Consider the following 25,086-nt stretch of genomic DNA (forward strand, 5'->3'; position numbering starts at 1 on the left):
CTCCCGACCGCAGGAGGTCTTTCGGACCTATCGCAGCCTGCGGCAGCGGCTACATGGGGTTGCGAATCTCGCTTGAGGCTGGCCGTAATGGGGCTTAAATGCCGCGAAATGCGTCTGGCTGGCCACCGACCTGTAGCCGCTGCCCAAGGCTGCGATCGACCGGAACGGGCGCTGCGATCTCTCGGACGCTGGAGGTCCTTCGGACCTATCGCAGCCTGCGGCAGCGGCTACAGGGTTTTGCGCACTTCGCTCGGGGTCTGGCCGTAATGGGCCTTGAACGCCCGGGCAAAGTGGGCCTGGCTGGTGAAGCCATGACGGTAGGCGATTTCGCCGATATCCAGGCCGGCTCCCCGTGGGCTGCTCAGCAGGTCATGGGCCTGTTGCAGGCGTTTTTCCAGGATAAATCGGCTGGGCTGGCTGTCTTCCAGGGCGAACAGGCGGCTCAGGTGCCGCGGGGAAATGCCAGTCTGCGCGGCCACCCGCTCGCAGCTCAGGCCAGGGTCGGCCAACTGTTCGCTGATGCACTGCTTGGCCGCCAGCAGATAGGACGCGCTCAGCGCATTGATCCGCCGCTCTCCCGCCTGCCCGGCGATCAGGCTGGCCAACAGCTCCAGCGCCTGGTTCTGATAACTCTCGGCGTCCTCGCTCAGCGGCTGCTGGAAAAAGCCTCCGGTGCGCTCGCCCAGGGTGCGCAGCAACAGGCGCTGCACGCCGCTTTGCCCGCCGATCTTCAGCGGACGGTCGAAACGCTTGAGGCAACGCTCGGCGAACAGTGCCTGGGGAATGTCGTAAATGAACTGGCGCATCGGCCCGGAGAACCCGAACAGATAGGGCTTGTCGGTGCGGTAGACGATCAGCTCGCCCGGCTCGAGCAACTGGCAGGCGCCATCCTGATAGAAGAACGAGCCGCTGCCGGTGACGAAGGACACGAACACCGACTCCTTGGGCACCGCGCGGATCATCGAGTTGTCACGCTCGACCACGTGCTCGTTGCCCTCGATCCGCGCCAGGCGCATGCCTTCCAGCTGCAGGTTGTCCTGGCTGGCGGCAAAACCGCTGTCACAAAAGGAAGTGCATTTGAGGCCGACCAGGGTGGAGGCGTTGTAGTCCTCCCAGAAGGCCAGCCGCTGGTCCAGGGCGATGCTCTGGGTGCAGGCATGCCGGGTTTCGAGCAAGGCGCATGGAGACATTTTTATTCTTCTCATGGGCTAGGAAGCATTCCCGGTCGGCAAGGCAGTGACCGGACACCGAGGCCGCGGCAGATGGCGGCCGCGGCGATTCATTAACATATGAAGCTTATGCCCTGTCAACGTGAAACGCAGTGGGCACAAGTCGATTTCCAGGGTAAACGGCGTCCCTGAAGCCTGTAGGAAAAGTCTCGTCCGATCCAGTCAACAATCCCGTCCGATTGGATAAAACCCCGCCCGCGCGCCGCGCCTAAAGTCGCCTCGACTCCCACAACGAATAGAGGCCGACCATGCCCGAAGCCGCCCGCCGTGAATTCTGGAAAGACCTGCAACCGATCGCCAATTGCTTCAAGCCGGACGCCAAGCCCGAGGTCTACCTGCCCAATGCCGCCAGCGACGACCTGAAGCTGTATGTGCCCTTCACCGAAACCGTGTCCTCGCGGCCGCTGTGGATCTCGCCGAGCGAGAACCGCTGGTGCGACATCCTCATGGCCAGCAGCGCCGGCCTGGTGAACCGGCATTACCACCCCCACGAAGTGTTCGCCTACACCCTGTCCGGCAAGTGGGGCTACCTGGAACACGACTGGACCGCCACCGCCGGCGACTTCGTCTACGAGACCCCGGGCGAAGGCCACACCCTGGTGGCCTACGAGCACGAGCAACCGATGCGCGCGTTTTTCATCGTCAAGGGCCCGCTGATCTGGCTCGACGAACAGGGCGAGCCGGACGGTTACTTCGACGTGCACTCCTACATCGCCCTGTGCCGCGCGCACTACGAAAAGATCGGCCTCGGCGCGGCCTACATCGACACGCTGTTTCGCTGAAGTCTCGACTTCACCTGTCCCTCCCGCGGAGAACGACCATGGCTTACAACAACAATAAAGCCGGTTACGAGAACATCCTGCTGGGCGTGCTGTTCCTGACGTTCGGCTTCGTCTTTTTCGATCGCCTGGCCCTGTCCTTCCTGTTCCCCTTCATGGCCGACGAGCTGCAACTGAGCAACAGCCACCTGGGCATGCTGTCGTCGGTCCTGGCCCTGGCCTGGGCGGTATCCGGCGCGCTGGTCGGGGCCTGGTCGGACCGGCGTGGCAAGCGCAAGCCGCTGCTGATCGTCGCGGTGATCCTGTTTTCCCTGTGCTCGGCGCTGTCGGGGCTGGTCACCGGGTTTCTCAGCCTGCTGCTGTTCCGCGGCATCATGGGCCTGGCCGAAGGGCCGATCCTGCCGCTCTCGCAATCGCTGATGGTGGAGGCCTCCTCGCCCCATCGCCGGGGCCTGAACATGGGCCTGCTGCAAGGCTCGGCGGCCGGGCTGCTGGGCGCGGTGATCGGCCCGCCGGTGCTGATCGCCCTGGCCGAAGCCTACGGCTGGCGCCATGCGTTTATCGTCTCGCTGATCCCCGGGCTGCTGATCGCCCTGCTGATCTGGCGCTACGTGCGCAACGACGCGCCGGCGGCACCGGTCACGGACAACGCTCCTGCTGCTCCGGTCAACCGCCTGGCGCTGCTGAAAAGCCGCAACATCGTGCTCTGCACCCTGATCAGCTGCGTGTTCCTCACCTGGTTCGTGATCCTCATCTCCTTTACCCCGACCTTCCTGGTCAAGGTCCGCGGCTACAGCCCGGCGAGCATGGGCACGGTGATGAGTTGCCTGGGCGGCGCCTGGGTGCTGTGGGGCTTCGGCGTGGCGGCGATTTCCGACCGTTTCGGCCGCCGCCCGACCCTGGTGCTGTTCTCGCTGATCGCCGCCTGCTGCCCGATCGCCCTGCTCTACGCCAACAGCCCGCTGCTGATGGGCGTGCTGATGCTGCTGACCTACACGGGCCTGGGCTGCTTCACCCTGTTCATGGCGACCATCCCGGCGGAAACCGTGCCCCGTGAGGTCATGGCCACCGCCCTGGGCATGATCATGGGCATCGGCGAGCTGGTGGGCGGTTTTGTCTCACCGACCATCGCCGGCTTTGCCGCCGACCGTTTCGGCCTGTCCATCGTGATGTGGATCTCCTGCGGCGGCGCCCTGCTGGCGGCGCTGCTGGCACTGTTCCTCAAGGAAACCGCGCCGGCGGTCCTGGCACGCAGCCGCCGCGCCGAACCTTCCCCCTCTCCTGTCCTGCAAGGAAACCAGCCATGAAAGCATTGCGTTGGCATGCCGCCCGCGACCTGCGCCTGAGCGATCTGCAACTGCCGCAGCCCGGCCCGGGCGAGGTGCTGGTCAAGGTGGCCTACTGCGGCATCTGCGGCAGCGACCTGCACGAATACGCCGACGGCCCGCACTCGATTCCACAACAGGTGCCCCACCCGCTGTCCGGTTGCCGCGCGCCGCTGACCCTCGGCCACGAGTTCTGCGGCCAGGTCCTGGCGGTGGGCGCGGGCGTCGACCGGGTCCGGGTCGGCATCCGGGTGGCGGTGGAGCCGGAGTACCGCTGCGGCGATTGCCAGTACTGCCGCGCCGGCCAGTACAACCTCTGCCAGTCCATGGGGTTTATCGGCCTGATGGGCGACGGCGGTTTCGCCGAACAGGTGCTGGTGCCGGCCTACATGCTGCACCCGCTGCCGGATTCGGTGAGTTTCAAGCAGGCCGCGGTGCTGGAGCCGGCGGCGGTGGCCTTTCACGCGCTGAACCAGAGCAGCCTGCTGCCCGGCGACAGCTGCGTGGTGTTCGGCCTCGGTCCTATCGGCCTGCTCTTGATCCTGCTGGCGCGCCTGCGCGGCGTGGAGCGGATCTTCGCCGTGGACATCAGCGCGGAACGCCGGCGACTGGCCCGCGACTTCGGCGCCCAGGAAGTGCTCGATGGCCACGCCGCCGACCTGTCGCAACGCCTGCACGAACTGAGCGGTGGCGGCGTCGACACGGCCTTCGAGGCCGCCGGCAGCCAGCAGACCCTGAGCCTGGCCCTGCACTCGCTGCGCAAGGGCGGCGAGGTGGTGCTGGTGGGCCTGATGGGCGAGGTCAGCGTCGATGCCTTCCACCTGGTCAACCACGAACTGCGCCTGCTCGGCAGCGTGGGCTATCGCAACGCCTACCCGCCGCTGATCGAGCTGCTGGCCAGCGGCCGCCTGGACCTGACCCGCGCCGTGACCCGCTGCGTGACCCTGGACCAGGCCGTGGAGCATGGCTTCGAGGCACTGCTGCGGGACAAGAGCCAGATCAAGGTGCTGGTCAATCCCAACCCATCGCTGGCCAAGGCATGACCTGTAGCCGCTGCCGCAGGCTGCGATCGAGGACGCAGTCCTCGCCAGCGCAATCGGCAGCCTCCTGGTAACCCGTTGGCGAACGCTGCGCGTCCGATCGCAGCCTTCGGCAGCGGCTACTCACAAAAACAACAAGAAACGAGTATCGACCATGAAAAGCACTCTCCTGCTGTGCCCGCTGCTGACGGCGGTCCTGTTCACCCCTTTGTGCCAGGCCGAAACACCGGCACCCGGCCGCGAAGGCCCGCTGGCCGGGCTCGGCGAGCAACTGGCCGGCTACGGCATCCGACCCCATGTGCAGTTCTGGAGCCTGTCGATGAAGAATCTCGACACCGGTCCGCGGCAACACAGCTTCGGCAACAGCGGCGACCTGTTCGTCGGCGCCGACTTCGACCTCGATATCCTCGCCGGCCTTACAGGCGCGGCCGTTCATTTCGAAGAAACCTTCTTCATCCTCGACACCGCCACCGGCCAGCCGACCTCGCGCAACTGGCAAGGCGCCGCCGGCAGCTATTTCGCCGGCGCGCCGATCCACAACGACATCACCAGCAACCAGCTGAGCCTGCTGACCTACCAGCAGACCTGGCTCGACGGCCAGGTCGACATGAGCCTGGGGCGCACCAACGCGCGGCGCTACTTCTATATCTACAACTGCGAAACCGTGGTCACCTGCAACGACCCGATCATCGATTCGTCCACCGGCATCCTGCCGCCGCCCTACGGCAGCTGGGGCGGCTACCTGAAGTACCAGGCGACGCCGGGTTTGTATGTGCATGCCGGAGCCTTCGAATCGAACCCGGTGGACTACCTGAAAAAACGCAAGGGCCTGGACTTCAGCACCGACGACGCCAGCGGCACCAGCCTGTTGCTGGGCATCGGCAGCAAGCACGACGGCGCCTACAGCGCCCACTATGAACTCAATGGCTACTACAACACCGCCAACCAGCACGACCCGCTGACCGGTGCCAGCGAGCACGGCACCGGTGGCGCCTTCTTCAAGTTCCAGCAAGGCTTCTGGCGGGCCGACGGCGGCCAGGGCACCGCGCCCCAGGCGCTGCTGGCGTTCGGTTCGCTGTCCCTGGCGGCCGACGACAAGCAGCCCTTCAGCCATTTCGCCGAGATCGGCCTGACTTACCTGGCGCCCTTCGACCGCGCCCAGGACAAGCTCAACCTCAAGGCCAGCTACCTGCGCCTCAACGACCACCAACTGCGCTTCCAGCAACAGGCGCGGATCGCCAACGGCGGCGACCCCAGCCTGGGCGAACGCAACGTCTACGCCATCGAGGCCAACGGCCACTTCGCCCTGACCCGGCACCTGTCGCTCGAGCCCAGCGTGCAGTACCTGATCAACCCGGACAACTTCTACAACCCCGAGGCCCGCGAGCTCAGCGGCAACGGTTTTGTCGTCGGCCTGCAAGTCATGTACGACGTCGGCGCGGCGCTGGGGCTGTAAACCTGCTTTTCACTGCCAACGAGGTATCTCCCATGACTGACTCCGCCCCGCGTTCGTTCGACTACATCGTGGTCGGGGCCGGCTCGGCCGGTTGCGTGCTGGCCAACCGGCTGTCCGCCGACCCGCAGCTCAGCGTCTGCCTGATCGAAGCCGGCCCCAGCGACCGCAGCCTGTTGCCCGGCGCCTATGTGCGCACCCCGGCGGGCATCATCCGCCTGATCGCCAACCCGAAGTGGAACTGGATGCACCAGTTCAGCGCCCAGGCCGCCAGCGGCGAGCGCCCGATCCCCTGCCCCCGCGGCCGGCTATGGGGCGGCTCCAGCGCGATCAACGGCATGATCTATATCCGCGGCCACCGCAGCGACTACGATCGCTGGGCCGCGGCCGGTAACCAGGGCTGGAGCTACGACGAACTGCTGCCGTACTTCCTGCGCTCGGAGCATTTCGAGCCCGGCGCCTCGCCCTGGCATGGCCAGGGCGGCGAACTCAACGTCGCCGCGCAACGCAGCCCGAGCCCGATCAATGAGGTGTTCTATCAGGCCGCCGAGGAACTGGGCTGGCGCTACAACCCGGACTTCAACGGCGAGGAACAGGAAGGCTACGGGCCCTTCCATGTCACCCAGATCAACGGCGAGCGTTGCAGCGCCGCGCGGGCCTTCCTCTACCCGGCGCTGTCGCGGCCCAACCTCAGCGTACTGAGCTCGACCCTGACCCACCGCGTGTTGCTGGAGGGCAATCGCGCCTGTGGCGTCGAGGTCAGCCAGGATGGCGCGGTGTTCCAGCTCCAGGCCCGGCGCGAAGTGATCCTCAGCGCCGGGGCGATCAACTCGCCGCAACTGTTGTTGCTCTCCGGCATCGGCCCGGCCGAGGAACTGGCGCGCCATGGCATCGCCCAGCGCCATGAACTGCCGGGAGTCGGCCACAACCTGCAGGACCATCAGGATGTGGTGCTGATGTACCGCTGCGACAGCGAGCTGACCTACGGCGTGTCGGCCAAGGGCCTGTTGCCCCTGGCCCGTTCGCCCTGGCAGTACCTGAGCCGGCGCAGCGGCCCGCTGACCTCCAATACCGTGGAGTCCGGCGGTTTCCTGCGCCTGCATCCCGAGGACGCCGCCCCGGAGCTGGGCCTGATCGTCGCCCCGGCGCTGAAAAACCAGCCCCGGCGCCTGGTGCCGCTGGGCCATGGGGTCAGCCTGCACATCGCGGTGATGCACCCACAGAGCCGTGGACAGGTCCGGCTCAACTCCGCCGATCCCCATGACAAGCCGATCATCGACAGCCACTTCCTCAGTCACCCGGAGGACCTGCGCAAGCTGGTGGCCGGCGTGCGCCTGGTGCGCCAGCTGGCGGCGAGCCAGGCATTCGCCCGGCGCCTCAAGGGCGAGCTGGTGCCCGGCCCGCAGGTCGAGAGCCAGGCGCAGATCGAACAGTGGATTCGCGACAGCCTGGGCACCGTGTTCCACCCGGTCGGCACCTGCAAGATGGGCCATGACGCCCAGGCGGTGGTCGACGACCAGTTGCGGGTCCACGGCGTGCAGGGCCTGCGGGTGGCCGACGCGTCGATCATGCCGAGCCTGACCACCGGCAATACCAACGCGGCGGCGATCATGATCGGCGAAAAGGCCGCGGACCTGCTGCTGGGTAAGGCGCCGCCGAGCCTTCAGGTTCCCGCTCGCCTGGAACAACAGATACCCGCGCCTGTCATTGGCTGAAAAACGGCCAACCGCAGCCGCGGGTGGGCCAAGGGCTAATGCCAATCGATCAAACGCCGATGATCCATTGTAGGAGCGAGCTTGCTCGCGATGGTCGTTAACGATAACGCGTACTAATCGGATGAACGCGGCGCGCTCAGGTCCATCGCGAGCAAGCTCGCTCCTACAGTTTTGATCGGTATCTCCCAAAAGGAGTCCGCGTTTATAGGTGTATGGATTTTGCCGTACCCCAGGCATATAGTTGCATCGCACAACTATATCGAGAGCCACGCCATGTCATCGTCTTCGCCGCTGGTGGATCAGATCCGTAACGAATCGCGCAAACTGGTGCGCGAGCTGGGTTTCATGGGCAGTACTCTGGCCGGTTCCGATCTGCCGCCCTCGGCGGTGCATGCGCTGATCGAACTCGACCTGCACGCCCCGCTCACCGCCGCCCAGCTGGGCAAGACCCTGAACCTGGAGAAGTCCTCGGTCAGCCGCCTGCTGGGCAAGCTCATCGAGCGCGGCGATATCCAGGAAAGCCCCAGCCCCACCGATGCTCGGGAAAAGCACCTGGGCCTGACCGCCAGCGGGCGCAAACAGGTCGCCGCGCTCCATGCCTTTGGCAGCGCCCAGGTGCAACAGGCGCTGCGCTTGCTTGCGCCCCGCGAGCAAAGCCAGGTGGTCGCCGGACTGCGCAGTTATGGCCAGGCGCTGCAGGCCTGCCGCCTGGGCCATGCGCAGATCGCCGCGGCCACCCCGACCGTGCTCCGTGGCTATCGGCCGGGCATGATCGGCCGCATCACCGAGCTGCATGCGCATTACTACTCACGCCTGGTGGGTTTCGGGCAGTTCTTTGAACAGCGCGTCGCGGCGGGTCTGGCGGAGTTCAGCGAGCGCCTGGACAACCCCGATAACGGCGTCTGGCTGGCGGTGCTGGACGAGCAGATCGTCGGCTCGATCGCCATCGACCTCGGCGACGCCGCGGATCGCCCTCAGGCCGACAGAGTCGCCCATCTGCGCTGGTTTATCCTCGACGAGACAGCCCGTGGCACCGGCACCGGCCGCCTGCTGCTCAAGGCGGCGCTGGAGCATTGCGACCGGGTGCGGGCAACCTCCTGCTATCTATGGACCTTCAGCGGCCTGGACGCCGCCCGGCACCTGTACGAAGCCTTCGGCTTCCAGCTGGTGGAGGAACAGCCGGCGGCGCAATGGGGCAAGACCGTGCTGGAACAGAAGTTCGCGCGCCGCCATCCAGGCCTGGCCTGAAACGCCTCAGCGGTTGGCCGGCGGCGCGATGTTCCACAGCCGCGGCCAGTCTTCGGAGGACAAGCCATTGCAAGTCGGCATCTGCCGGTAATCGCTGAGCTGGAAGCTTTCGCCGTCGAACAGCCAGCGCCCGGTTTCACCGCAGTCACCGATGCTGCGCGCCAGATAGAAGGTGGTCAGCACCCCGGTCTTGGGGTCGTAGTGGGCGCCGCCCGAGCCGTCCGCGTTGTTCATGGGCAAGGCTTGCCGGCGCAATTCCTCGAGCTGCGGCGGGTTGCCGCGCGACCAGCTGCTGATCAGGTAATCGCAGTTGTAGGCCGCGCAGTCGCTCAGCACCACCGTCAACGCCCGCTGCGCGGTCAGCGGATAGACCTCGACCTGAGGCTCGGCCACAAAGTCTTCATCGTCGTTGGGCGTGCCTGGCGCGGCGAGTTTCACCGCGGCCGCCGAGATCCGCGTGCGTTGCGCCTCCGTCAGTTCCGGTGCCCCCGGATAAGCCCGCAGTTGGGCCGGCAGCGGCCGCGCCGGCACCTCGCTGGCCGGATGCTGGCCTGGCCGCCATAGCGCCGTCACGCCATCGACCCGGCCCTGCACCGAGTCCATCAGCAGCAGCGCCGCCGACAGACCGGACAACGGCACCCGGGCCTCGTCGTCTCCCGCCAGCTTCAGTTCTTCGGCATTGCGCAGGCGTTCCAGCCACTGGCGAGCCCGGGTCGGGTCGGCGATTTCATAGCGGGTGACCTGGATCTGCGCGCCCTTCTTCTCCGGCAACAGCACCAGGGCGTCCAGCAGCTGTGGCTCCAACGGCTGGCCGTCGAGGCGCAAGGCCGTCAGCTCGGCGGGTTCGCCGCGCTGGTCCAGGCGTATTTCCAGCGGGCCGTCGGGGCCGGCGCGACGCTGGATGTGCAGGGTCAGGCTGCTGTACTGCACACCGTGCTCGCCGTTGGGCGCGCTCAGGGCGTGGCAGCTGCGCAGGTTGTCGCAGCCGGTGATCCATTCCTTGGTCTGGCGCAGCAACGGCACCTTTTCCGCGGCGTTCTGCGCCATCGCCTGGGCGGCGCTGGCGGTCAGCAAAAGAACCATCAGGGTGCGCTGCAACATGGGACTTTCCTTGTCGGGCAAAAGCGCCGATTGTCCCACGCAGCGCGCTGGCGCTCCCAGCTTTTTTGCCCTCAGGACGAGGGTTTCGCCGCGCCCTGGCGCGCCCGGTATTCCCCCGGCGTCATCTTCGCGTAGCGCTGGAAGAACCGGCTGAAATACGCCGGGTCCTTGAACCCCAGCTGGTAGCAGATTTCGTTCACCGAACTGGCGGTGAACAGCAGCAGGCGCTTGGACTCCTGCATCAGGCGCTCGTACACCAGGCGTTTCGACGGCAGGTCGGCGATGCGCCGGCAGACATCGTTGAGACGCGCCTCGGTGACGCCGATCTGCCCGGCATAGCGCGACAGCGGCCAATGCTCCAGGTAACGGGCTTCGATCAGTTCGTTGAAGCGATGGAAGATGTGCAGGTCTTCGTGCCGCGCGGGGCGGGCCTTGAGGGAGTTGGCCGAAAGCCTGAGCAGGCTGATCATGATCAAGCGGGTCAGGGCCTCCAGCGCCGGCGCGTGCCCGGCGCCCTGCCCGGCGACTTCCTCCTGCAACTCATCGAACAGCAGCGCCAGGCGCCGCGCCTCGCCGGCGAACCCCGGGTCCAGGCGCGCCAGGGCCACGCAGGCCGGCGCCACCTGGGGGCCGCTGGCGAGGCGGCGGTCGGCTTCGATCAGCTCCCACACCAACTGCTGGCGTACGGTGAGCACGTGGCCTTCGCTGTCGGCCTCGGTGACAAAGGAATGGGCAATGGTCGGCGGCGTGAGGAAAAACATCGGCCCCGATTCCAGGTATTGCTGGTCGTCGAGGTAGACCCGCACCGCGCCGCTTTTCACGTAGTGCACCTGGAAAAACCGGTCGTGACGGTGCACCGGCATGTTGCGGCCGAAGAACCCGGCCAGATTGCTCAGCTTGTCGTAATGCACCTGCGAGTCGGCGTAACGCTGGTCGTAGACCTGGCCGATGTTGATGTTGGGGATCGGCTGGCGATCGCTCATGGTGGCGTGTCTCTTTTTTTGCTCGCGGCGCTTTTTATTTCGCCGCAGCGCTTTTTTATTTTTACCCGCAGCAAGCGCCCACATCCTGCGTGATTCGCGGCCTGTTCACCAGCACGCGGCGGACAGTTCGTGATCGGCTCCTGGCCGGCGCTTGACGATCGTTAACATATTAAATATAACGTTAACACATTAACGAAATCACCTCGTCTTCCGCGATGCTCAGGAGAAAATCACAATGAGCCGTGCACTGCATGAAGTCGCCACCGGCACCCTGTTCGGCGTCGCGCTGAACTACCAGGGCCTGTTGCGCAGCCACCTGGAATCCTTCACCCAGCCGCCCTACCAGAAGCCACCGGTCAAGCCGGTGCTGTTCATCAAGACCCCCAACACCCGCAATGTCCATGGCGGCGCCGTGATCTACCCGCAAGGTGTCGAGCGCCTGCAACCGGGCCCGGCGCTGGGCGTGGTGATCGGCAAGAGCACCAGCCGGGTCAGCGTGGAAAACGCCCTGCAGCATGTGGCCGGCTACACCATCGTCAACGAATTCAGCCTGCCGGAAGACAGCTACTACCGCCCCGCCGTCAAGGCCAAGTGCCGCGACGGTTTCTGCGCCTTCGGCCCGGAACTGGTGCCGGCGGCCCAGGTGCGCGATCCCCATGACCTGGAACTGAAACTGTGGGTCAACGGCGAACTGCTGCAACGCAACAGCACCGCCAACCTGGTGCGCGGTATTCCCCAGCTGATCGCCGAAATCAGCGAGTTCATGACCCTGCACGAGGGCGACGTGCTGATCACCGGCACCCCCGAAGGCCGGGTCGACGTCAAGCCCGGCGACCGCATCGAAGTGGAGATCAGCGGCCTGGGCCGTCTCGCCAATCACGTTGTCGCTGAAGAAATAGCCGCCGAAGTAGCCGCTGAATAAGGAGCCGCCATGAAACACGCCCGCATCCGTTATCAAGGCCAGGTCCACGAGGTCGTGGTCAACGCGCCCAACAGCGTGAAACTGGCCGATGGCCGTGTGCTCGCCGAGGATCAGGTCGAGTGGCTGCCACCTGCCACCGGCAGCATGTTCGCCCTGGGCCTGAACTACGCCGACCACGCCGCCGAACTGGCCTTCAAGCCGCCGACCGAACCGCTGGTGTTCATCAAGACCCCCGGTACCTACACCGGCCACAACCAGATCACCTGGCGCCCGGACAACGTCGCCTACATGCACTACGAGTGCGAACTGGTGGCGGTGATCGGCAAGACCGCGCGCAACGTCAAGCGCGAGGACGCCCTGGATTACCTGGCCGGCTACACGGTGTGCAACGACTACGCGATCCGCGACTACCTGGAAAACTACTACCGGCCCAACCTGCGGGTGAAGAACCGCGACGCCACCACCCCGATCGGGCCGTGGATAGTCGACGTCGCCGACGTGCCCGAGCCGAACCGGCTGAAGCTGCGCACCTGGGTCAACGGTGAGTTGCGCCAGGAAGGCAGCACCTGCGACATGATCTTCGACATCCCCTACCTGATCGAATACCTGTCCAGCTTCATGACCCTGCAACCCGGCGACATGATCGCCACCGGCACCCCGGAAGGCCTGTCCGACGTGGTGCCCGGCGATGAGGTGGTGGTGGAAGTCGAAGGCGTCGGCCGGCTGGTCAACCGCATCGTCAGCGAGGCGGAGTTCTTCATGATCAAGACGCAACACGACACGCAACGGGCGGCCAAGGAGCACGCATAAATGATCAAACACTGGATCAACGGCCGCGAGGTCGAAAGCCAAGACACCTTCGTCAACTACAACCCGGCCACCGGCGAAGCCATCGGTGAAGTGGCCAGCGGCGGCGCCGGGGAAATCGCCCAGGCGGTCGCGGCCGCCAAGGAAGCCTTTCCGAAATGGGCCAACACCCCGGCCAAGGAACGCGCGCGGCTGATGCGCAAGCTGGGCGAGCTGATCGACCGAAACGTGCCGCACCTGGCGGAGCTGGAAACCCTCGACACCGGCCTGCCGATCCACCAGACCAAAAACGTGCTGATCCCGCGCGCCTCGCACAACTTCGACTTCTTCGCCGAGGTCTGCACCCGCATGGATGGCCACAGCTATCCGGTGGACGACCAGATGCTCAACTACACCCTGTACCAGCCGGTCGGCGTCTGCGCGCTGGTGTCGCCGTGGAACGTGCCGTTCATGACCGCCACCTGGAAGACCGCGCCGTGCCTGGCGCTGGGCAACACGGCGGTGCTGAAGATGTCCGAGCTGTCGCCGCTGACCGCCAACGAACTGGGGCGCCTGGCGGTCGAAGCCGGCATTCCCAATGGTGTGCTGAACATCGTCCAGGGCTACGGCGCCACCGCCGGCGATGCCCTGGTGCGCCACCCGGACGTGCGGGCGATCTCCTTCACCGGCGGCACCGCCACCGGCAAGAAGATCATGCAGACCGCGGGGCTGAAAAAGTACTCCATGGAACTGGGCGGCAAGTCGCCGGTGCTGATCTTCGAAGACGCCGACCTGGAGCGCGCCCTGGATGCGGCGCTGTTCACCATCTTCTCGCTCAACGGCGAACGCTGCACCGCCGGCAGCCGGATCTTCGTCCAGGAAAGCGTGTACCCGCAGTTCGTCGCCGAGTTCGCCGCCCGCGCCAAGCGCCTGATCGTCGGTGACCCGCAGGACCCGAAGACCCAGGTCGGCTCGATGATCACCCAGGCCCACTACGACAAGGTCACCGGCTATATCCGCATCGGCATCGAAGAAGGCGCCACCCTGCTCGCCGGTGGCCTGGAGCGCCCGGCCAACCTGCCGGCGCACCTCAGCCGTGGCCAGTTCATCCAGCCGACGGTGTTCGCCGACGTCGATAACCAGATGCGCATCGCCCAGGAAGAGATCTTCGGCCCGGTGGTCTGCCTGATCCCGTTCAAGGACGAGGCCGAGGCCCTGCGACTGGCCAACGACACCGAGTACGGCCTGGCCTCCTATATCTGGACCCAGGACATCGGCAAGGCCCATCGCCTGGCCCGTGGCATCGAGGCCGGCATGGTGTTCATCAACAGCCAGAACGTGCGCGACCTGCGCCAGCCGTTCGGTGGGGTCAAGGGCTCCGGCACCGGCCGCGAAGGCGGCGAGTACAGCTTCGAGGTGTTTGCCGAGATCAAGAACATCTGTATCTCCATGGGCAGCCACCACATCCCGCGCTGGGGCGTGTAAGGTTTTGAAATTCTGTAGCCGCTGCCGCAGGCTGCGCTCGTCTCGGAACGAGACGCCGCTCTTTGAAGTCCCTGCGGGACTTATCGCAGCCTGCGGCAGCGGCTACGGGCCGAACAATAAGATGTTTCAGGAGAAGCACCATGGGCGAAGTCGTCATGGCCGCCAAGGTCTGCCACGTTCCATCGATGTACCTGTCCGAACTGCCGGGCAAGCACCACGGCTGTCGCGAAGCGGCGATCGCCGGGCACAAGGAAATCGCCCGTCGCGCCCGTGAGCTGGGGGCCGACACCGCCGTGGTGTTCGACGTGCACTGGCTGGTCAACAGCGGTTACCACATCAACTGCGGCGAGCACTTCAAGGGCACCTACACCAGCAACGAACTGCCGCACTTCATCAAGAACATGGACTACGACTACCAGGGCTGCCCGGAGCTGGGCGAGCTGATTGCCGCCCAAGCCAATGCTGCCGATGTGCGCACCCTCGCCCACAACATCCCCAGCCTGGAGCTGGAATACGGCACCCTGGTGCCGATGCGCTACATGCACATGGACGTACCGCCGGAGCAGCATTTCCAGGTGATTTCCATCGCCGCCTGGTGTGCCTGGCACAAGCTCGAAGACAGCTTCACCTTCGGCGCCGCGGTGCGCCGGGCCATCGAGAAGAGCGACCGCAAGGTCCTGGTGCTGGCCTCAGGCTCCTTGTCGCACCGCTTCTCCGACGACCGTGAGGCCGAAGCCAACATCCACAACTGGACCCGCGAGTTCGACAAACAGATGGACCTGCGAGTGGTCGAGCTGTGGCAACAGGGGCGCTTTCGTGAGTTCTGCTCGATGCTCCCGGACTACGCCGAGCACTGCTTCGGCGAAGGCCGGATGCACGACACCGCCATGCTCCTGGGCCTGCTCGGCGGCCCCGAATACAACCGGCCGGCGGAAATCGTCACCGCGCCTTTCGGCAGCTCCGGCACCGGCCAGATCAACGCCATTTTCCCGCTCTAGACGCCGCGCCCGCCTCGCCAACCCAGCCCTGGATTTCCAGGGCTGGCCGCCGAAGGTTCGCCCGCAAGGAGGATCACATGCCGCATTTCATCGCTGAATATACCGACAACATCGAGCAAGCCGCCGACCTGCCAGGGCTGTTCGAGAAGGTCCACGACTACCTCGGGGCCAGCGGCGTGTTTCCGCTCGGTGGCATCCGCAGCCGCGGCGTGCGCCTGGACACCTGGCGCATGGCCGACGGCAAGCACGACTACGCCTTCGTCCACATGCGTCTGCAAGTCGGTGCCGGGCGCGACCTGGCCACCCGGCGCAAGGTCGCCGAGGGCCTGTTCGAGATCATCAAGGCGCACTTCGCCGAGCTCCAGGCCCGGCGCCTGCTGGCGCTGTCGTTCGAGATGAGCGAGTTGGATGCCGAGCTGAACTTCAAGCACAACAACGTGCATGAGTTTCTCAAGCGGCAAGCGTGACCTGTAGCCGCTGCCGCAGGCTGCGATAAGGCCGAAGGCCTTCAGCGAGCTTGAAGTCGCTGCGGCCGTCCCGGTCGATCGCAGCCTGCGGCAGCGGCTACAGAGTCCGTGCCCTATCGACAAGAACAATAAAAGAGGCCCCGCCCATGCCCAGCTCGACCCTTGCCCTGCCCAGCGTCGTGGAGACCAACGACACCTATCGCCGAATCACCTGGCGGCTGATGCCCCTGCTGTTCACCTGCTACATCTTCGCCCACCTGGACCGCATCAACATCGGCTTCGCCAAGTTGCAGATGACCCAGGACCTGGGCTTCAGCGACAGCGTCTATGGCTTCGGCGCCGGCCTGTTCTTCATCGCCTATGCGATGTTCGGCGTGCCCAGCAACCTGGCTTTGGACCGGGTCGGGCCGCGCCGCTGGATCGCCACTCTGATGGTGGTCTGGGGCTTGTTGTCCAGTGCCATGCTGCTGGTGGACAGCGCCGCCGGCTTCTACCTGTTGCGCTTTTTGCTGGGGGTGGCCGAGGCCGGGTTTTTCCCCGGCATCCTGGTGCTGCTCAACCGCTGGTTCCCGGCCAGCCGCCGCGGCCAGGTGACCGCGCTGTTCGCCATCGCCGTGCCCATGGCCGGGGTGGTCGGCGGGCCGCTGTCGGGCTGGATTCTCGAAAGCTTTCACGACCTGGGCGGGATGCGCGGCTGGCAATGGATGTTCCTGATCGAAGGCCTGCCGGTGGTCCTGCTCGGCCTGGTGGTGCTCAAGGCGCTGCCGGAAAGCATCGACAGCGTCGCCTGGCTGAGCGCCCCACAAAAGCAGCAACTGCACGCCGCCCTGAGCGAGGAAGAACAGCACAAGCCGATCACCCGCTTCGCCGGCATCCTCCAGGACAAACATATCTGGCTGCTGGTGTGCATCTATTTCACGGTGATGCTGGCGGTCAACACCATCGCCTTCTGGATGCCGACCCTGATCCACCACGCCGGCATCGCCCGCGACAGCCGCGTCGGCATGCTCAGCGCCCTGCCGTACCTGGCCGGCTGCCTGTTCATGATCGGTGTCGGCCGTTCCTCCGACCGCCTGCGCGAACGGCGCTGGCACCTCGGCGTGCCGCTGCTGATGTCCAGCCTCGGCCTGATCGTCGCAGGCGTCGCCCCGGACAATGCCTGGCTGGTGATGGCCGGGCTGCTGGTGGCCGGCATGGGCGCCAGCGCCGCGCTGCCGATGTTCTGGCAACTGCCGCCGGCCTTTCTCGCCAGCAACACCCAGGCCGCGGGGATCGCCCTGATCAGTTCCTTCGGCAGCATCGCCGCCTTTCTCGCGCCCTACCTGATCGGCGTGGTCCGCGACGCCACCCAGAGCGCCAGCCTCGCCCTGTATGCCCTGGCCCTGCTGATCGCCCTCGGCGCCTGGCTGGTGTTGCGGGTGCCGGCCCTTATCGTCAATCCCCAGGAGAAATAACCATGCTCAGCCTTTCGGACATCCAGCAGGCCGCCGCCCGCCTCGACGCCGCCGAACGCAACCGGGAACAGATCGCCCAGCTGTCGCTGGAGTTTCCCGGCATCACTATCGAGGACGCCTACGCCATCCAGCGCAGTTGGGTGGAACACAAGATCCGCGCCGGGCGCAAGCTGGTCGGGCACAAGATCGGCCTGACCTCGCGGGCCATGCAGGTGTCGTCGAACATCAGCGAACCGGACTTCGGCGCCCTGCTGGACGACATGCTGTTCGAGGAAGGCAGCGACATTGCGTTCCAACGCTTTATCGTGCCGCGGGTCGAGGTGGAACTGGCGTTCATCCTCGGCAAGCCGCTCAAGGGCCCGGACTGCACACTGTTCGATGTGCTCGACGCCACCGAATGGGTGATCCCGGCCCTGGAGATCATCGACGCGCGCATCCAGCAGGTCGACCCGCAGACCCAGGCCACGCGCAAGGTGTTCGACACCATCTCCGACAACGCCGCCAACGCTGGCGTGGTCATGGGCGGCCGCGCGGTGCGCCCCAACGATATCGACCTGCGCAAGGTGCCGGCGGTGCTCTATCGCAATGGGGTGATCGAGGAGTCCGGAGTGTCCGCCGCGGTGCTCAACCATCCGGCCAAGGGCGTGGCCTGGCTGGCCAACAAGCTGGCGGCCTACGACGTCGGCCTGGAGGCCGGGCAGATCATCCTCGGCGGTTCCTTCACCCGCCCGGTGGTGGCCCGCCCCGGCGACACCTTCCACGTCGACTACGATCAGCTCGGCAGCATCGCCTGCCGTTTTGTCTGAGGAGAATGCTCATGCAACTGCCGATCAATCATTTCAAGCAACGCCTGCGCCAGGACGCGCCGCAGATCGGCCTGTGGCTGGGTCTGGCCAATGCCTACTGCGCGGAGCTGGCGGCCAACGCCGGTTTCGACTGGCTGCTGCTGGACGGCGAACACGCGCCCAACGACCTCAACAGCCTGCTCGGCCAGCTGCAGGCCATCGCGCCCTACCCGGTGCAAGGCATCATTCGCCCGCCGGTGGGCGACACCGCGCTGATCAAGCAACTGCTGGACATTGGCGCCCAGACCCTGCTGATCCCCATGGTCGAAAGCGTCGAGCAGGCCCGGCAACTGGTGCGCGCCATGCGTTATCCGCCCGCGGGCATTCGTGGCGTCGGCAGTGCCCTGGCCCGGGCCTCGCGCTGGAACAGCATCCCCGGTTACCTGGACCAGGCCGATGAGCAGATGTGCCTGCTGCTGCAGATCGAGAACCTCGAAGGCCTGGCCAACCTGGATGCCATCGCCGCCCTTGATGGAGTCGATGGCCTGTTTATCGGCCCGGCCGACCTCTCGGCGGCCATGGGCCATCGCGGCAACCCGGGGCATCCCGAGGTGGTCGCGGCGATCGAGGATGCCATCGCGAGGATCCGCAAGGCCGGCAAGGCGGCCGGGATCCTCAGCGCCGACCGCACATTGGCGCAGCGCTATATCGAGCTGGGGGCGAACTTCGTCGCCGTGGGGGTAGATACCACTGTGCTGATGAAGGGTTTGCAGGGGTTGCTGGGGCAGTACAAGGAGGTGGCGACGCCTACCTCGGGTGGCGGGGTCTACTAACCCCTGTAGCCGCTGCCGAGCCCCGCGAGGCTGCGATCGACTGCGCAGCAGGCGCAAAACCTGAGATTCGCGTTGGGTCTGGATAACCGCGTTGGCCCCGTTGCGGCCGCTACGCGACCGATCGCAGCCTCGCGGGCTCGGCAGCGGCTACGGGGCTACGGGGCTACGGGCCTCAGCCCTGGCGCGCCGCCAGGCGCCAGACCCGGGCGATATCCGCCGCTCTGTCCCGCAGCAAGCGCGGCGCTTCGGCACAGGCCTGCTCCAGGGTCATGGGGCCAGAGGCCAGGGCAAAGGCCGCATCCACCCCGTGCTCATACATCTGCTCGTAGCCTTCGCCCAGGGTCCCGGCGATCACGATCACCGGCACCTGGTGCTGCTTGGCGATGCGCGCCACGCCAAAGGGGGTCTTGCCGCGCAGGGTCTGGGCATCGAAACGACCTTCGCCGGTAATCACCAGGTCCGCGCCCTGCACGGCCTCGGCCAGCCCCACCAGCTCGGCCACCACTTCCACCCCCGGACGAAACCGCGCGCCGAGGAACGCCTTGGCGGCGAACCCCAGGCCACCGGCGGCGCCGCTGCCCGGCTCGTCGCGCACGTCCTTGCCCAGCACCCGCGCGGCCTGGTCGGCGAACTGGCCGAGGGCCCGGTCCAGTTGTTCGACCTGCTGCGGCGACGCGCCCTTCTGTGGGCCAAAAATCGCCGAGGCGCCGTGAGGACCACAGAGAGGATTGTCGACGTCGGCGGCGATCTCGAAACGCACCTCGGCCAGGCGTGGATCGAGGTGGCTCAGGTCGACCCGCGCCACCCGCGCCAGGGCCAGGCCGCCCAGGGGCAAGGCCTGGCCATCGCGATCCAGCAGGCGCACGCCCAGCGCCTGCAAGGCACCGCTGCCAGCGTCGTTGGTGGCGCTGCCGCCGATGGCCAGGATCACCCGTTGCGCGCCGGCATCCAGGGCCGCGCGGATCAGCTCGCCGGTGCCGAGGGTGCTGCTGGTGCAGGCATCGCGCTGGCCCGGCGGCACCAGTTGCAGGCCACTGGCCTCGGCCATTTCGATGATCGCGGTGTGGCTCTGCGGCAACCAGCCCCAACGCGCCTCCACCGGCGCGCCCAGCGGTCCCTGGACCCGGGTGGTGCGCAACTGGCCCTCGCAGGCATCGAGGATCGACTCCACGGTGCCCTCGCCGCCGTCCGCCATCGGGCACTGGATCAGCTGCGCGTCCGGCCACACCCGCGCCAGCCCGTCGGCGATGGCGCTGGCCACGCCAGAGGCACTCAGGCTGTCCTTGAAGGAGTCGGGGGCGATGATGATTTTCATGGGCTATCTCCGGTTCTTATGGCGCCCATGCTGCCAGTTGGCCGCGACCTTGACCCCGGTCCGTTGCACAAGTGTGGGGCGGCTTTATTGTTCATTTTCACAATAGCTGCATCGCACGCGTCTGTAGCCGCTGTCGAGCCCTGGCGAGGCTGCGCACGACCGCGCAGCGGTCGCAGAACCGCGCCACACCGATAGACAGACATACCGCGTCGCCGGGTTTACGGGGCGCTGCCCCGATCGCAGCCTACGGCAGCGGCTACAGGGCCTGGCATTACAACGGGGATGGCTCGGTCTGCGGCAACAGCTGCACCCCCAGGTACAGCGCCAGCATGCCGTCGAGCTTGAGCGGGTCGACGCCGCTGAGCTCGGCGATACGTTCCATGCGGTAGCGCAGGCTGTTGCGGTGGATGCCCAGGGCGTCGGCACAGGCCTGGCTCTGGCCGTCGTGGTCGCACCAACTGCGCAGGGTCGCCAGCAGCTGGCCATTGGCATCCTTGGCGATGACCTTGCGCAAGGGGTTGAGCAACTCGTCCAGGGCATCGTCATTGCGGTGGCGCCAGAGCATCACCGGCAGGCGGAAACGATTGAGGGTCAACAGCCGTGACTGGGGCAGCACGTCGCGGCCATAGGCGAGCAAGTCGCCGACCCGCCGGTAGCAGCGACGCAGCCCCGCCAGCCCGTCGGCCTGGCCGCCCACGGCGATGCGCAGGATGTTCCAGCCCAGGCTGTCGAGTTTCTCCAGCAGTCGTGGGTTGTCGACACTCAGGGTCGCCGGCCGGCACCACAGCAACGAGGACTTGGCCGAGCTGACGCACCAGCTGTCCGGGTAACGGGACATCAGCCAGGCACTCAGGGCCTCGACGGTCTGCGCCCCGCCCTCCTGGGATGGGCCCAGTTCGAACAGATAGGGCGTGCGCGGCAGCTGCGGCTTGAGGCCCATCTGCTGCGCCTCATCCACCAGCCGCGGCGAATCCCCGCTGTCGCTGAGCAGCAGCGCCAGCAAGTCGTCGCAACGCTGGCGGCGCCATTGCTGTTCGGCCTGCTGGTGGCGCTGGCCCACCAGCATCTCGGCGGTCATGCGCACCAGCTCGGCATAGGTGCGCAGCAGTTCCGGCTCGCCGGTGATGCCCAACACGCCGATCAGCCGCTGGTCGTGCAGCAGCGGCAGGTTGATCCCCGGCTGCACGCCCTTGAGGTGCTTGGCGGTCTGCGCGTCGATCTCCACCACCCGGCCGTTGGCCAGCACCAGTTGTGCGCCTTCATGGCGGGTATTGATGCGCTCGGGCTCGCCGCTGCCAAGGATCAGGCCCTGGCTGTCCATGACGTTGACGTTGTAGGGCAGGATGGCCATCGTCCGGTCGACGATGTCCTGCGCCAGGTCGTGATCGAGTTCGAACATAGCAGCGTGTTCCTAGGAAAGCGGGCTCGGGGCGATGACAAAGGCTTGTTCACCGGCACAGGGGATGCCGGCAAAGCCTGTGCGCCGGCACAAAGACAGCGGCCCATGGGGTGACCGAGACTCTCGGGGCGATCAACGTTAACCTCGCATCGCAAAAAATCATAATAAAGAGAGACACGCCATGTCACAGAGCGCCGCTGCCACCCTGGCCACCGATGACGATAAAAACGCCGTCTACAAGCGCATCACCCTGCGCCTGATCCCCTTCATCTTCATCTGCTACCTGTTCAACTACCTGGACCGGGTAAACGTCGGCTTTGCCAAGCTGCAGATGCTCGATGCCCTGAAATTCAGCGAAACCGTCTACGGCCTCGGTGCCGGGATCTTCTTCATCGGCTACGTGCTGTGCGGCGTGCCGAGCAACCTGGCGCTGAACAAGTTCGGCCCGCGGCGCTGGATCGCGCTGATGATGATCGCCTGGGGCACGCTGTCGACCTGCCTGCTGTTCGTCACCACCCCGACCCAGTTCTACAGCCTGCGCCTGCTCACCGGCGCCGCCGAAGCCGGCTTCTTCCCCGGCGTGGTGCTGTACCTCTCGCAGTGGTTCCCGAGCTTTCGCCGCGGGCGCATCATGGCCCTGTTCATGTCGGCGATCCCGGTGTCCGGCCTGCTCGGCAGCCCGTTCTCCGGCTGGATCCTCAACCACTTCGCCGCGGGCCAGGGCGGCATGGCCGGCTGGCAGTGGATGTTCCTGCTGCAGGGCATCCCCACGGTGATCCTCGGCGCCCTGGCGTACTTCCTGCTCCATGACAACTTCGCCCACGCCAAGTGGCTGAGCCCGCAGGAACGCGCACTGCTGGAAGCCGACCAGGCCGAAGACGCCGCGAGCAAGCCGCGCACCAGCGGCGACTCCCTGGCGGCGGTGTTCAAGAACCCGGCCATCTGGGCTTTCGGCCTGATCTACTTCTGCATCCAGAGCGGCGTGTACGCCATCAACTTCTGGCTGCCGTCGATCATCAAGAACCTCGGTTTCAGCGACAACCTGGTGATCGGCTGGCTCAGCGCCATTCCCTATCTGCTGGCGGCGCTGTTCATGCTGATGGTCGGTCGCTCGGCCGACCTGCGCCAGGAACGCCGCTGGCATTTGGTGGTACCGATGCTGATGGGCGCCATCGGCCTGGTGATCGCGGTCAACTTCGCCGCCAACCCGACCCTCGCCATCCTCGGCCTGACCATTGCCACCATGGGCGCCCTCACCGGCCTGCCGATGTTCTGGCCTGTGCCGACCGCGCTGCTCAGCGCCGGCGCCGCCGCGGGTGGCCTGGCGCTGATCAACTCCATGGGCCAGATGGCCGGCTTCCTCAGCCCCTACATCGTCGGCTGGGTCAAGGACAGCACCGGCTCCACCGACGCCGCGCTGTACCTGCTGGCCGGGGTCATCGTCGCTGGCAGCCTGCTGGCGCTGCGCATGACCCGCACGCTGAAACGCTGAGCCCTACCTCCGAGCCTGCCACCGGGCCTGCCCTCTGGCGGGCCCGGCTTCCTGGGACAGGCTGCGGTTTTGTCACCGCCTCGCTACAAAAAGCAACAGCCGACCTCAGCGCCCTCGTGGTATATCGGACAGACGTCCGGCCGCGGCAGTTTTCCATTGGCTGGATCGATTGATGACTCCCTCGCAGACCTTACCGAAGGAAGACCCACACGATCATGACCGCGCCCTTCTCCCTCGCCCGCCTGAGCGATATCCAAGCCCTCGAACAACAGCAGCCCCTGGCCCAGCGCAATCTTCCCGCCAGCACCTATGAATTGTTACAACGCTCGGCCAGCCGTTTCGGCGAGCGCACCGCCCTGACCTTCCTGCCCCAGGGCAGCATCCAGGACCAGCCCTGGAACATCAGCTACGCCGAGTTGTTCGCCCAGGTCACCCGTACCGCCAACGCCCTGCACCGGCTGGGCATCCGCCCGGGCAAGGCGGTGTCGTTCCTGTTGCCCAACCTGCCGCAGACCCATTACGTGATCTGGGGCGGCGAGGCCGCCGGGATCGTCAACGCCATCAACCCGCTGCTGGAGCCTGCGCACATCGCCGAACTGGTCCGCGCCTCGCGCACCACGGTGCTGGTGACCCTGGCGCCCTTCCCCGGCACCGACCTCTGGCAAAAGGTCGCCCACCTGCGCGAATGCCTGCCAAAGCTGGAAGCCATTGTCACCATCGACCTGGCCAACCTGCTGCCCGAGCCGCAACGCAGTGCGATCAAGAGCCAGCGCCCGGCGATGCCGGAAGGCGTGCTGGACTTCGACACCCTGCTCGCAGCCTGCCCCGCCGACCACCTGGAAAGCGGCCGGGTGATCCAGCCGGACGACATTGCCTCGTACTTCCACACTGGCGGTACCACCGGCACGCCGAAACTGGCGCCCCACAGCCACCTCAATGAAGTGGCGATGGCCGAGATCATCGGCCTGCACGGCGACTACGACAGCAGCGATGTGCTGCTCTGCGGGCTGCCGCTGTTCCATGTCAACGGGGTGATGGTCACCGGCCTGTCCGCCTTCCACCGCGGCGCCCGGGTGCTGCTGGCCGGCCCCCAGGGCTACCGCAACCCGACCCTGATCAAGGATTTCTGGCAGTTGGTGGAGCGTTATCGGGTCAGCTGTTTCAGCGGCGTACCGACCATCTATGCCGCGTTGCTGCAAGTGCCCAACGACGGCATCGATGTCTCCAGCCTGCGTTTTGCCGTATGTGGCGCCGCGCCCATGCCGGTGGAACTGATCCGCCAGTTCGAGGCGCGTTCGGGGCTGAAGATCATCGAGGGCTACGGCCTCACCGAAGGCACCTGCGCCACCAGTTGCAACCCTCAGGATGGCGAGCGCCGCCCCGGTTCCATCGGCCTGCGCCTGCCGTACTGCGAGGTCAAGATCGCCGTGCTCGACAGCGACGGCCATTACCTGCGCGACGCCGTCACCGACGAACCCGGCAACGTCTGCCTGCGCGGGCCGACGGTGTTCAAGGGCTATCTGCAGGCCGACAAGAACCAGGGCCTGTGGCTCGACGGCGGCTGGTTCAACACCGGTGACTTGGGGCGCATCGACCGGGATGGCTACATCTGGCTGACCGGGCGCAGCAAGGACCTGATCATCCGCGGCGGCCACAACATCGACCCGCAGATGATCGAAGAAGCCCTGCATCGCCATCCGGCGGTGGCCATGGCCGCGGCGGTGGGCAAGCCGGACATCAAGGCCGGCGAGCTGCCGGTGGTGTACATCCAGCTCAAGGCCGGCGTCAGCGCCGACCCGGGCGAATTGCTGGAGCACGCCGCGCGCCATATCCATGAACGGGCCGCGGTGCCCAAGGACGTCTGGCTGCTCGAGCAGATCCCCTTGACGGCCGTGGGCAAGACCTTCAAGCCGGCCCTGCGCCTGGATGCCATTCGCCGGGTGTTCGAGGATGAGGTACGGCAGGTTGCCGAGGGCATCCGCGTTGAAGCCGTCAGCGACGAGCGCCATGGACAACGGGTGGACATCCATGTGCCCGGCCTGGACGCGACCCGCCGCGCGGCCCTGGAGCAGCGCCTGAGCGGTTATGCGGTGCTCTACCAGTTGCATTCGGCGTGAATTGCCGGCGGCCCCGGCCATCGGGGTCGCCGCGCTTCAAGGCATTCACCTGTAGCCGCTGCCGCAGGCTGCGTACGACCGCGCAGCGGGCGCTGCTCTCGAGATCGCAGGAGGTCCTGCGGACCTTGCGCAGCCTTCGGCAGCGGCTACATCGTCAGGT

General features: G+C 66.3%; 21 protein-coding genes. 16 read left to right on the top strand and 5 right to left on the bottom strand.

What is annotated here, in order from left to right:
• Positions 1-227: 227 nt before the first annotated feature.
• Positions 228-1,190 carry a helix-turn-helix domain-containing protein gene (locus tag BM019_RS21840; protein ID WP_009044187.1) on the bottom strand — a complete coding sequence of 321 codons (963 nt, stop codon included), beginning with the start codon at positions 1,188-1,190 and terminating at the stop codon, positions 228-230.
• 287 nt (positions 1,191-1,477) lie between these two features.
• On the opposite strand from BM019_RS21840, the gene BM019_RS21845 reads away from it, so the two are divergent.
• From BM019_RS21845 to BM019_RS21870, 6 genes are all read left to right on the top strand, one after another.
• On the top strand, positions 1,478-2,011 hold the full coding sequence (locus tag BM019_RS21845) for a 2,4'-dihydroxyacetophenone dioxygenase family protein (protein ID WP_007927291.1): 534 nt from the start codon (positions 1,478-1,480) through the stop codon (positions 2,009-2,011).
• A 38-nt stretch (positions 2,012-2,049) separates the two neighbouring features.
• Entirely contained in the window at positions 2,050-3,315 is a 1,266-nt protein-coding gene (locus tag BM019_RS21850) for an MFS transporter (RefSeq protein ID WP_092420198.1), read from the top strand.
• Positions 3,312-4,376, top strand: a complete 1,065-nt coding sequence (locus BM019_RS21855; RefSeq protein ID WP_092420200.1) for a 2,3-butanediol dehydrogenase — start codon at positions 3,312-3,314, stop codon at positions 4,374-4,376. Before BM019_RS21850 ends, BM019_RS21855 begins: the two co-directional genes overlap by 4 nt.
• Before the next feature lie 151 nt (positions 4,377-4,527).
• The gene (locus BM019_RS21860) at positions 4,528-5,829 is read left to right on the top strand and encodes a carbohydrate porin (RefSeq protein ID WP_092420203.1); all 1,302 of its coding nucleotides are present in this window, start codon (positions 4,528-4,530) and stop codon (positions 5,827-5,829) included.
• Positions 5,830-5,861: 32 nt separating this feature from the next.
• A complete protein-coding gene (locus BM019_RS21865) occupies positions 5,862-7,541 on the top strand; it encodes a GMC family oxidoreductase (RefSeq protein ID WP_092420206.1) in 1,680 nt (559 codons plus the stop codon).
• Positions 7,542-7,814: 273 nt separating this feature from the next.
• Positions 7,815-8,789, top strand: a complete 975-nt coding sequence (locus BM019_RS21870; protein ID WP_092420209.1) for a bifunctional helix-turn-helix transcriptional regulator/GNAT family N-acetyltransferase — start codon at positions 7,815-7,817, stop codon at positions 8,787-8,789.
• Positions 8,790-8,795: 6 nt separating this feature from the next.
• On the opposite strand, the gene BM019_RS21875 is transcribed toward BM019_RS21870, so the two are convergent.
• Both BM019_RS21875 and hpaA read right to left on the bottom strand, forming a co-directional pair.
• Positions 8,796-9,890, bottom strand: coding sequence for a DUF1176 domain-containing protein (locus tag BM019_RS21875; RefSeq protein ID WP_092420212.1), 1,095 nt, complete (start codon positions 9,888-9,890; stop codon positions 8,796-8,798).
• A gap of 71 nt (positions 9,891-9,961) precedes the next feature.
• Entirely contained in the window at positions 9,962-10,873 is a 912-nt protein-coding gene (hpaA, locus tag BM019_RS21880; protein ID WP_092420214.1) for a 4-hydroxyphenylacetate catabolism regulatory protein HpaA, read from the bottom strand.
• 235 nt (positions 10,874-11,108) lie between these two features.
• On the opposite strand from hpaA, the gene BM019_RS21885 reads away from it, so the two are divergent.
• The 8 genes from BM019_RS21885 to hpaI all read left to right on the top strand — a co-directional run bounded on the left by BM019_RS21885 (position 11,109) and on the right by hpaI (position 18,603).
• Positions 11,109-11,795 (top strand): fumarylacetoacetate hydrolase family protein, encoded by a 687-nt coding sequence (locus BM019_RS21885; protein WP_092420216.1) that lies wholly within the window; start codon positions 11,109-11,111, stop codon positions 11,793-11,795.
• A gap of 9 nt (positions 11,796-11,804) precedes the next feature.
• The gene (locus BM019_RS21890; protein WP_092420219.1) at positions 11,805-12,605 is read left to right on the top strand and encodes a fumarylacetoacetate hydrolase family protein; all 801 of its coding nucleotides are present in this window, start codon (positions 11,805-11,807) and stop codon (positions 12,603-12,605) included.
• Positions 12,606-14,066, top strand: a complete 1,461-nt coding sequence (gene hpaE / locus BM019_RS21895) for a 5-carboxymethyl-2-hydroxymuconate semialdehyde dehydrogenase (protein ID WP_085530644.1) — start codon at positions 12,606-12,608, stop codon at positions 14,064-14,066.
• A gap of 140 nt (positions 14,067-14,206) precedes the next feature.
• The gene (gene hpaD / locus BM019_RS21900) at positions 14,207-15,064 is read left to right on the top strand and encodes a 3,4-dihydroxyphenylacetate 2,3-dioxygenase (protein WP_062826082.1); all 858 of its coding nucleotides are present in this window, start codon (positions 14,207-14,209) and stop codon (positions 15,062-15,064) included.
• A 77-nt stretch (positions 15,065-15,141) separates the two neighbouring features.
• A complete protein-coding gene (locus tag BM019_RS21905) occupies positions 15,142-15,531 on the top strand; it encodes a 5-carboxymethyl-2-hydroxymuconate Delta-isomerase (RefSeq protein WP_062826083.1) in 390 nt (129 codons plus the stop codon).
• A gap of 146 nt (positions 15,532-15,677) precedes the next feature.
• A complete protein-coding gene (locus BM019_RS21910) occupies positions 15,678-16,985 on the top strand; it encodes an MFS transporter (RefSeq protein WP_092420222.1) in 1,308 nt (435 codons plus the stop codon).
• 2 nt (positions 16,986-16,987) lie between these two features.
• Complete coding sequence (hpaH, locus tag BM019_RS21915; protein WP_092420225.1) at positions 16,988-17,791, top strand: 2-oxo-hept-4-ene-1,7-dioate hydratase; 804 nt, start codon at positions 16,988-16,990, stop codon at positions 17,789-17,791.
• 11 nt (positions 17,792-17,802) lie between these two features.
• Positions 17,803-18,603 (top strand): 4-hydroxy-2-oxoheptanedioate aldolase, encoded by an 801-nt coding sequence (gene hpaI, locus BM019_RS21920; protein ID WP_087090581.1) that lies wholly within the window; start codon positions 17,803-17,805, stop codon positions 18,601-18,603.
• Positions 18,604-18,775: 172 nt separating this feature from the next.
• Here hpaI and BM019_RS21925 read toward each other — a convergent pair whose 3' ends face one another.
• Together BM019_RS21925 and BM019_RS21930 are read right to left on the bottom strand one after the other, a co-directional pair.
• Positions 18,776-19,918, bottom strand: coding sequence for a glycerate kinase (locus tag BM019_RS21925; RefSeq protein WP_092420228.1), 1,143 nt, complete (start codon positions 19,916-19,918; stop codon positions 18,776-18,778).
• A gap of 271 nt (positions 19,919-20,189) precedes the next feature.
• A complete protein-coding gene (locus BM019_RS21930; RefSeq protein ID WP_092420231.1) occupies positions 20,190-21,317 on the bottom strand; it encodes a sugar diacid recognition domain-containing protein in 1,128 nt (375 codons plus the stop codon).
• A 181-nt stretch (positions 21,318-21,498) separates the two neighbouring features.
• Between BM019_RS21930 and BM019_RS21935 the strand changes: the two genes are divergently transcribed.
• Both BM019_RS21935 and BM019_RS21940 read left to right on the top strand, forming a co-directional pair.
• On the top strand, positions 21,499-22,809 hold the full coding sequence (locus tag BM019_RS21935; protein ID WP_092420234.1) for an MFS transporter: 1,311 nt from the start codon (positions 21,499-21,501) through the stop codon (positions 22,807-22,809).
• Positions 22,810-23,024: 215 nt separating this feature from the next.
• Positions 23,025-24,926: an acyl-CoA synthetase gene (locus tag BM019_RS21940; RefSeq protein WP_092420237.1), complete on the top strand. Its 1,902-nt coding sequence runs from the start codon at positions 23,025-23,027 to the stop codon at positions 24,924-24,926.
• Positions 24,927-25,086: the final 160 nt, after the last annotated feature.

The organism is Pseudomonas sp. NFPP07 (assembly GCF_900115645.1).
Lineage (GTDB): Bacteria > Pseudomonadota > Gammaproteobacteria > Pseudomonadales > Pseudomonadaceae > Aquipseudomonas > Aquipseudomonas chlororaphis.

Excerpts from the sequence above, each read along its gene's own strand:
- BM019_RS21840 (WP_009044187.1), bottom strand. The coding sequence starts at position 1,190 with ATGTCTCCATGCGCCTTGCTCGAAACCCGGCATGCCTGCACCCAGAGC.
- BM019_RS21845 (WP_007927291.1), top strand. The coding sequence starts at position 1,478 with ATGCCCGAAGCCGCCCGCCGTGAATTCTGGAAAGACCTGCAACCGATC.
- BM019_RS21850 (WP_092420198.1), top strand. The coding sequence starts at position 2,050 with ATGGCTTACAACAACAATAAAGCCGGTTACGAGAACATCCTGCTGGGC.
- BM019_RS21855 (WP_092420200.1), top strand. The coding sequence starts at position 3,312 with ATGAAAGCATTGCGTTGGCATGCCGCCCGCGACCTGCGCCTGAGCGAT.
- BM019_RS21860 (WP_092420203.1), top strand. The coding sequence starts at position 4,528 with ATGAAAAGCACTCTCCTGCTGTGCCCGCTGCTGACGGCGGTCCTGTTC.
- BM019_RS21865 (WP_092420206.1), top strand. The coding sequence starts at position 5,862 with ATGACTGACTCCGCCCCGCGTTCGTTCGACTACATCGTGGTCGGGGCC.
- BM019_RS21870 (WP_092420209.1), top strand. The coding sequence starts at position 7,815 with ATGTCATCGTCTTCGCCGCTGGTGGATCAGATCCGTAACGAATCGCGC.
- BM019_RS21875 (WP_092420212.1), bottom strand. The coding sequence starts at position 9,890 with ATGTTGCAGCGCACCCTGATGGTTCTTTTGCTGACCGCCAGCGCCGCC.
- hpaA (WP_092420214.1), bottom strand. The coding sequence starts at position 10,873 with ATGAGCGATCGCCAGCCGATCCCCAACATCAACATCGGCCAGGTCTAC.
- BM019_RS21885 (WP_092420216.1), top strand. The coding sequence starts at position 11,109 with ATGAGCCGTGCACTGCATGAAGTCGCCACCGGCACCCTGTTCGGCGTC.
- BM019_RS21890 (WP_092420219.1), top strand. The coding sequence starts at position 11,805 with ATGAAACACGCCCGCATCCGTTATCAAGGCCAGGTCCACGAGGTCGTG.
- hpaE (WP_085530644.1), top strand. The coding sequence starts at position 12,606 with ATGATCAAACACTGGATCAACGGCCGCGAGGTCGAAAGCCAAGACACC.
- hpaD (WP_062826082.1), top strand. The coding sequence starts at position 14,207 with ATGGGCGAAGTCGTCATGGCCGCCAAGGTCTGCCACGTTCCATCGATG.
- BM019_RS21905 (WP_062826083.1), top strand. The coding sequence starts at position 15,142 with ATGCCGCATTTCATCGCTGAATATACCGACAACATCGAGCAAGCCGCC.
- BM019_RS21910 (WP_092420222.1), top strand. The coding sequence starts at position 15,678 with ATGCCCAGCTCGACCCTTGCCCTGCCCAGCGTCGTGGAGACCAACGAC.
- hpaH (WP_092420225.1), top strand. The coding sequence starts at position 16,988 with ATGCTCAGCCTTTCGGACATCCAGCAGGCCGCCGCCCGCCTCGACGCC.
- hpaI (WP_087090581.1), top strand. The coding sequence starts at position 17,803 with ATGCAACTGCCGATCAATCATTTCAAGCAACGCCTGCGCCAGGACGCG.
- BM019_RS21925 (WP_092420228.1), bottom strand. The coding sequence starts at position 19,918 with ATGAAAATCATCATCGCCCCCGACTCCTTCAAGGACAGCCTGAGTGCC.
- BM019_RS21930 (WP_092420231.1), bottom strand. The coding sequence starts at position 21,317 with ATGTTCGAACTCGATCACGACCTGGCGCAGGACATCGTCGACCGGACG.
- BM019_RS21935 (WP_092420234.1), top strand. The coding sequence starts at position 21,499 with ATGTCACAGAGCGCCGCTGCCACCCTGGCCACCGATGACGATAAAAAC.
- BM019_RS21940 (WP_092420237.1), top strand. The coding sequence starts at position 23,025 with ATGACCGCGCCCTTCTCCCTCGCCCGCCTGAGCGATATCCAAGCCCTC.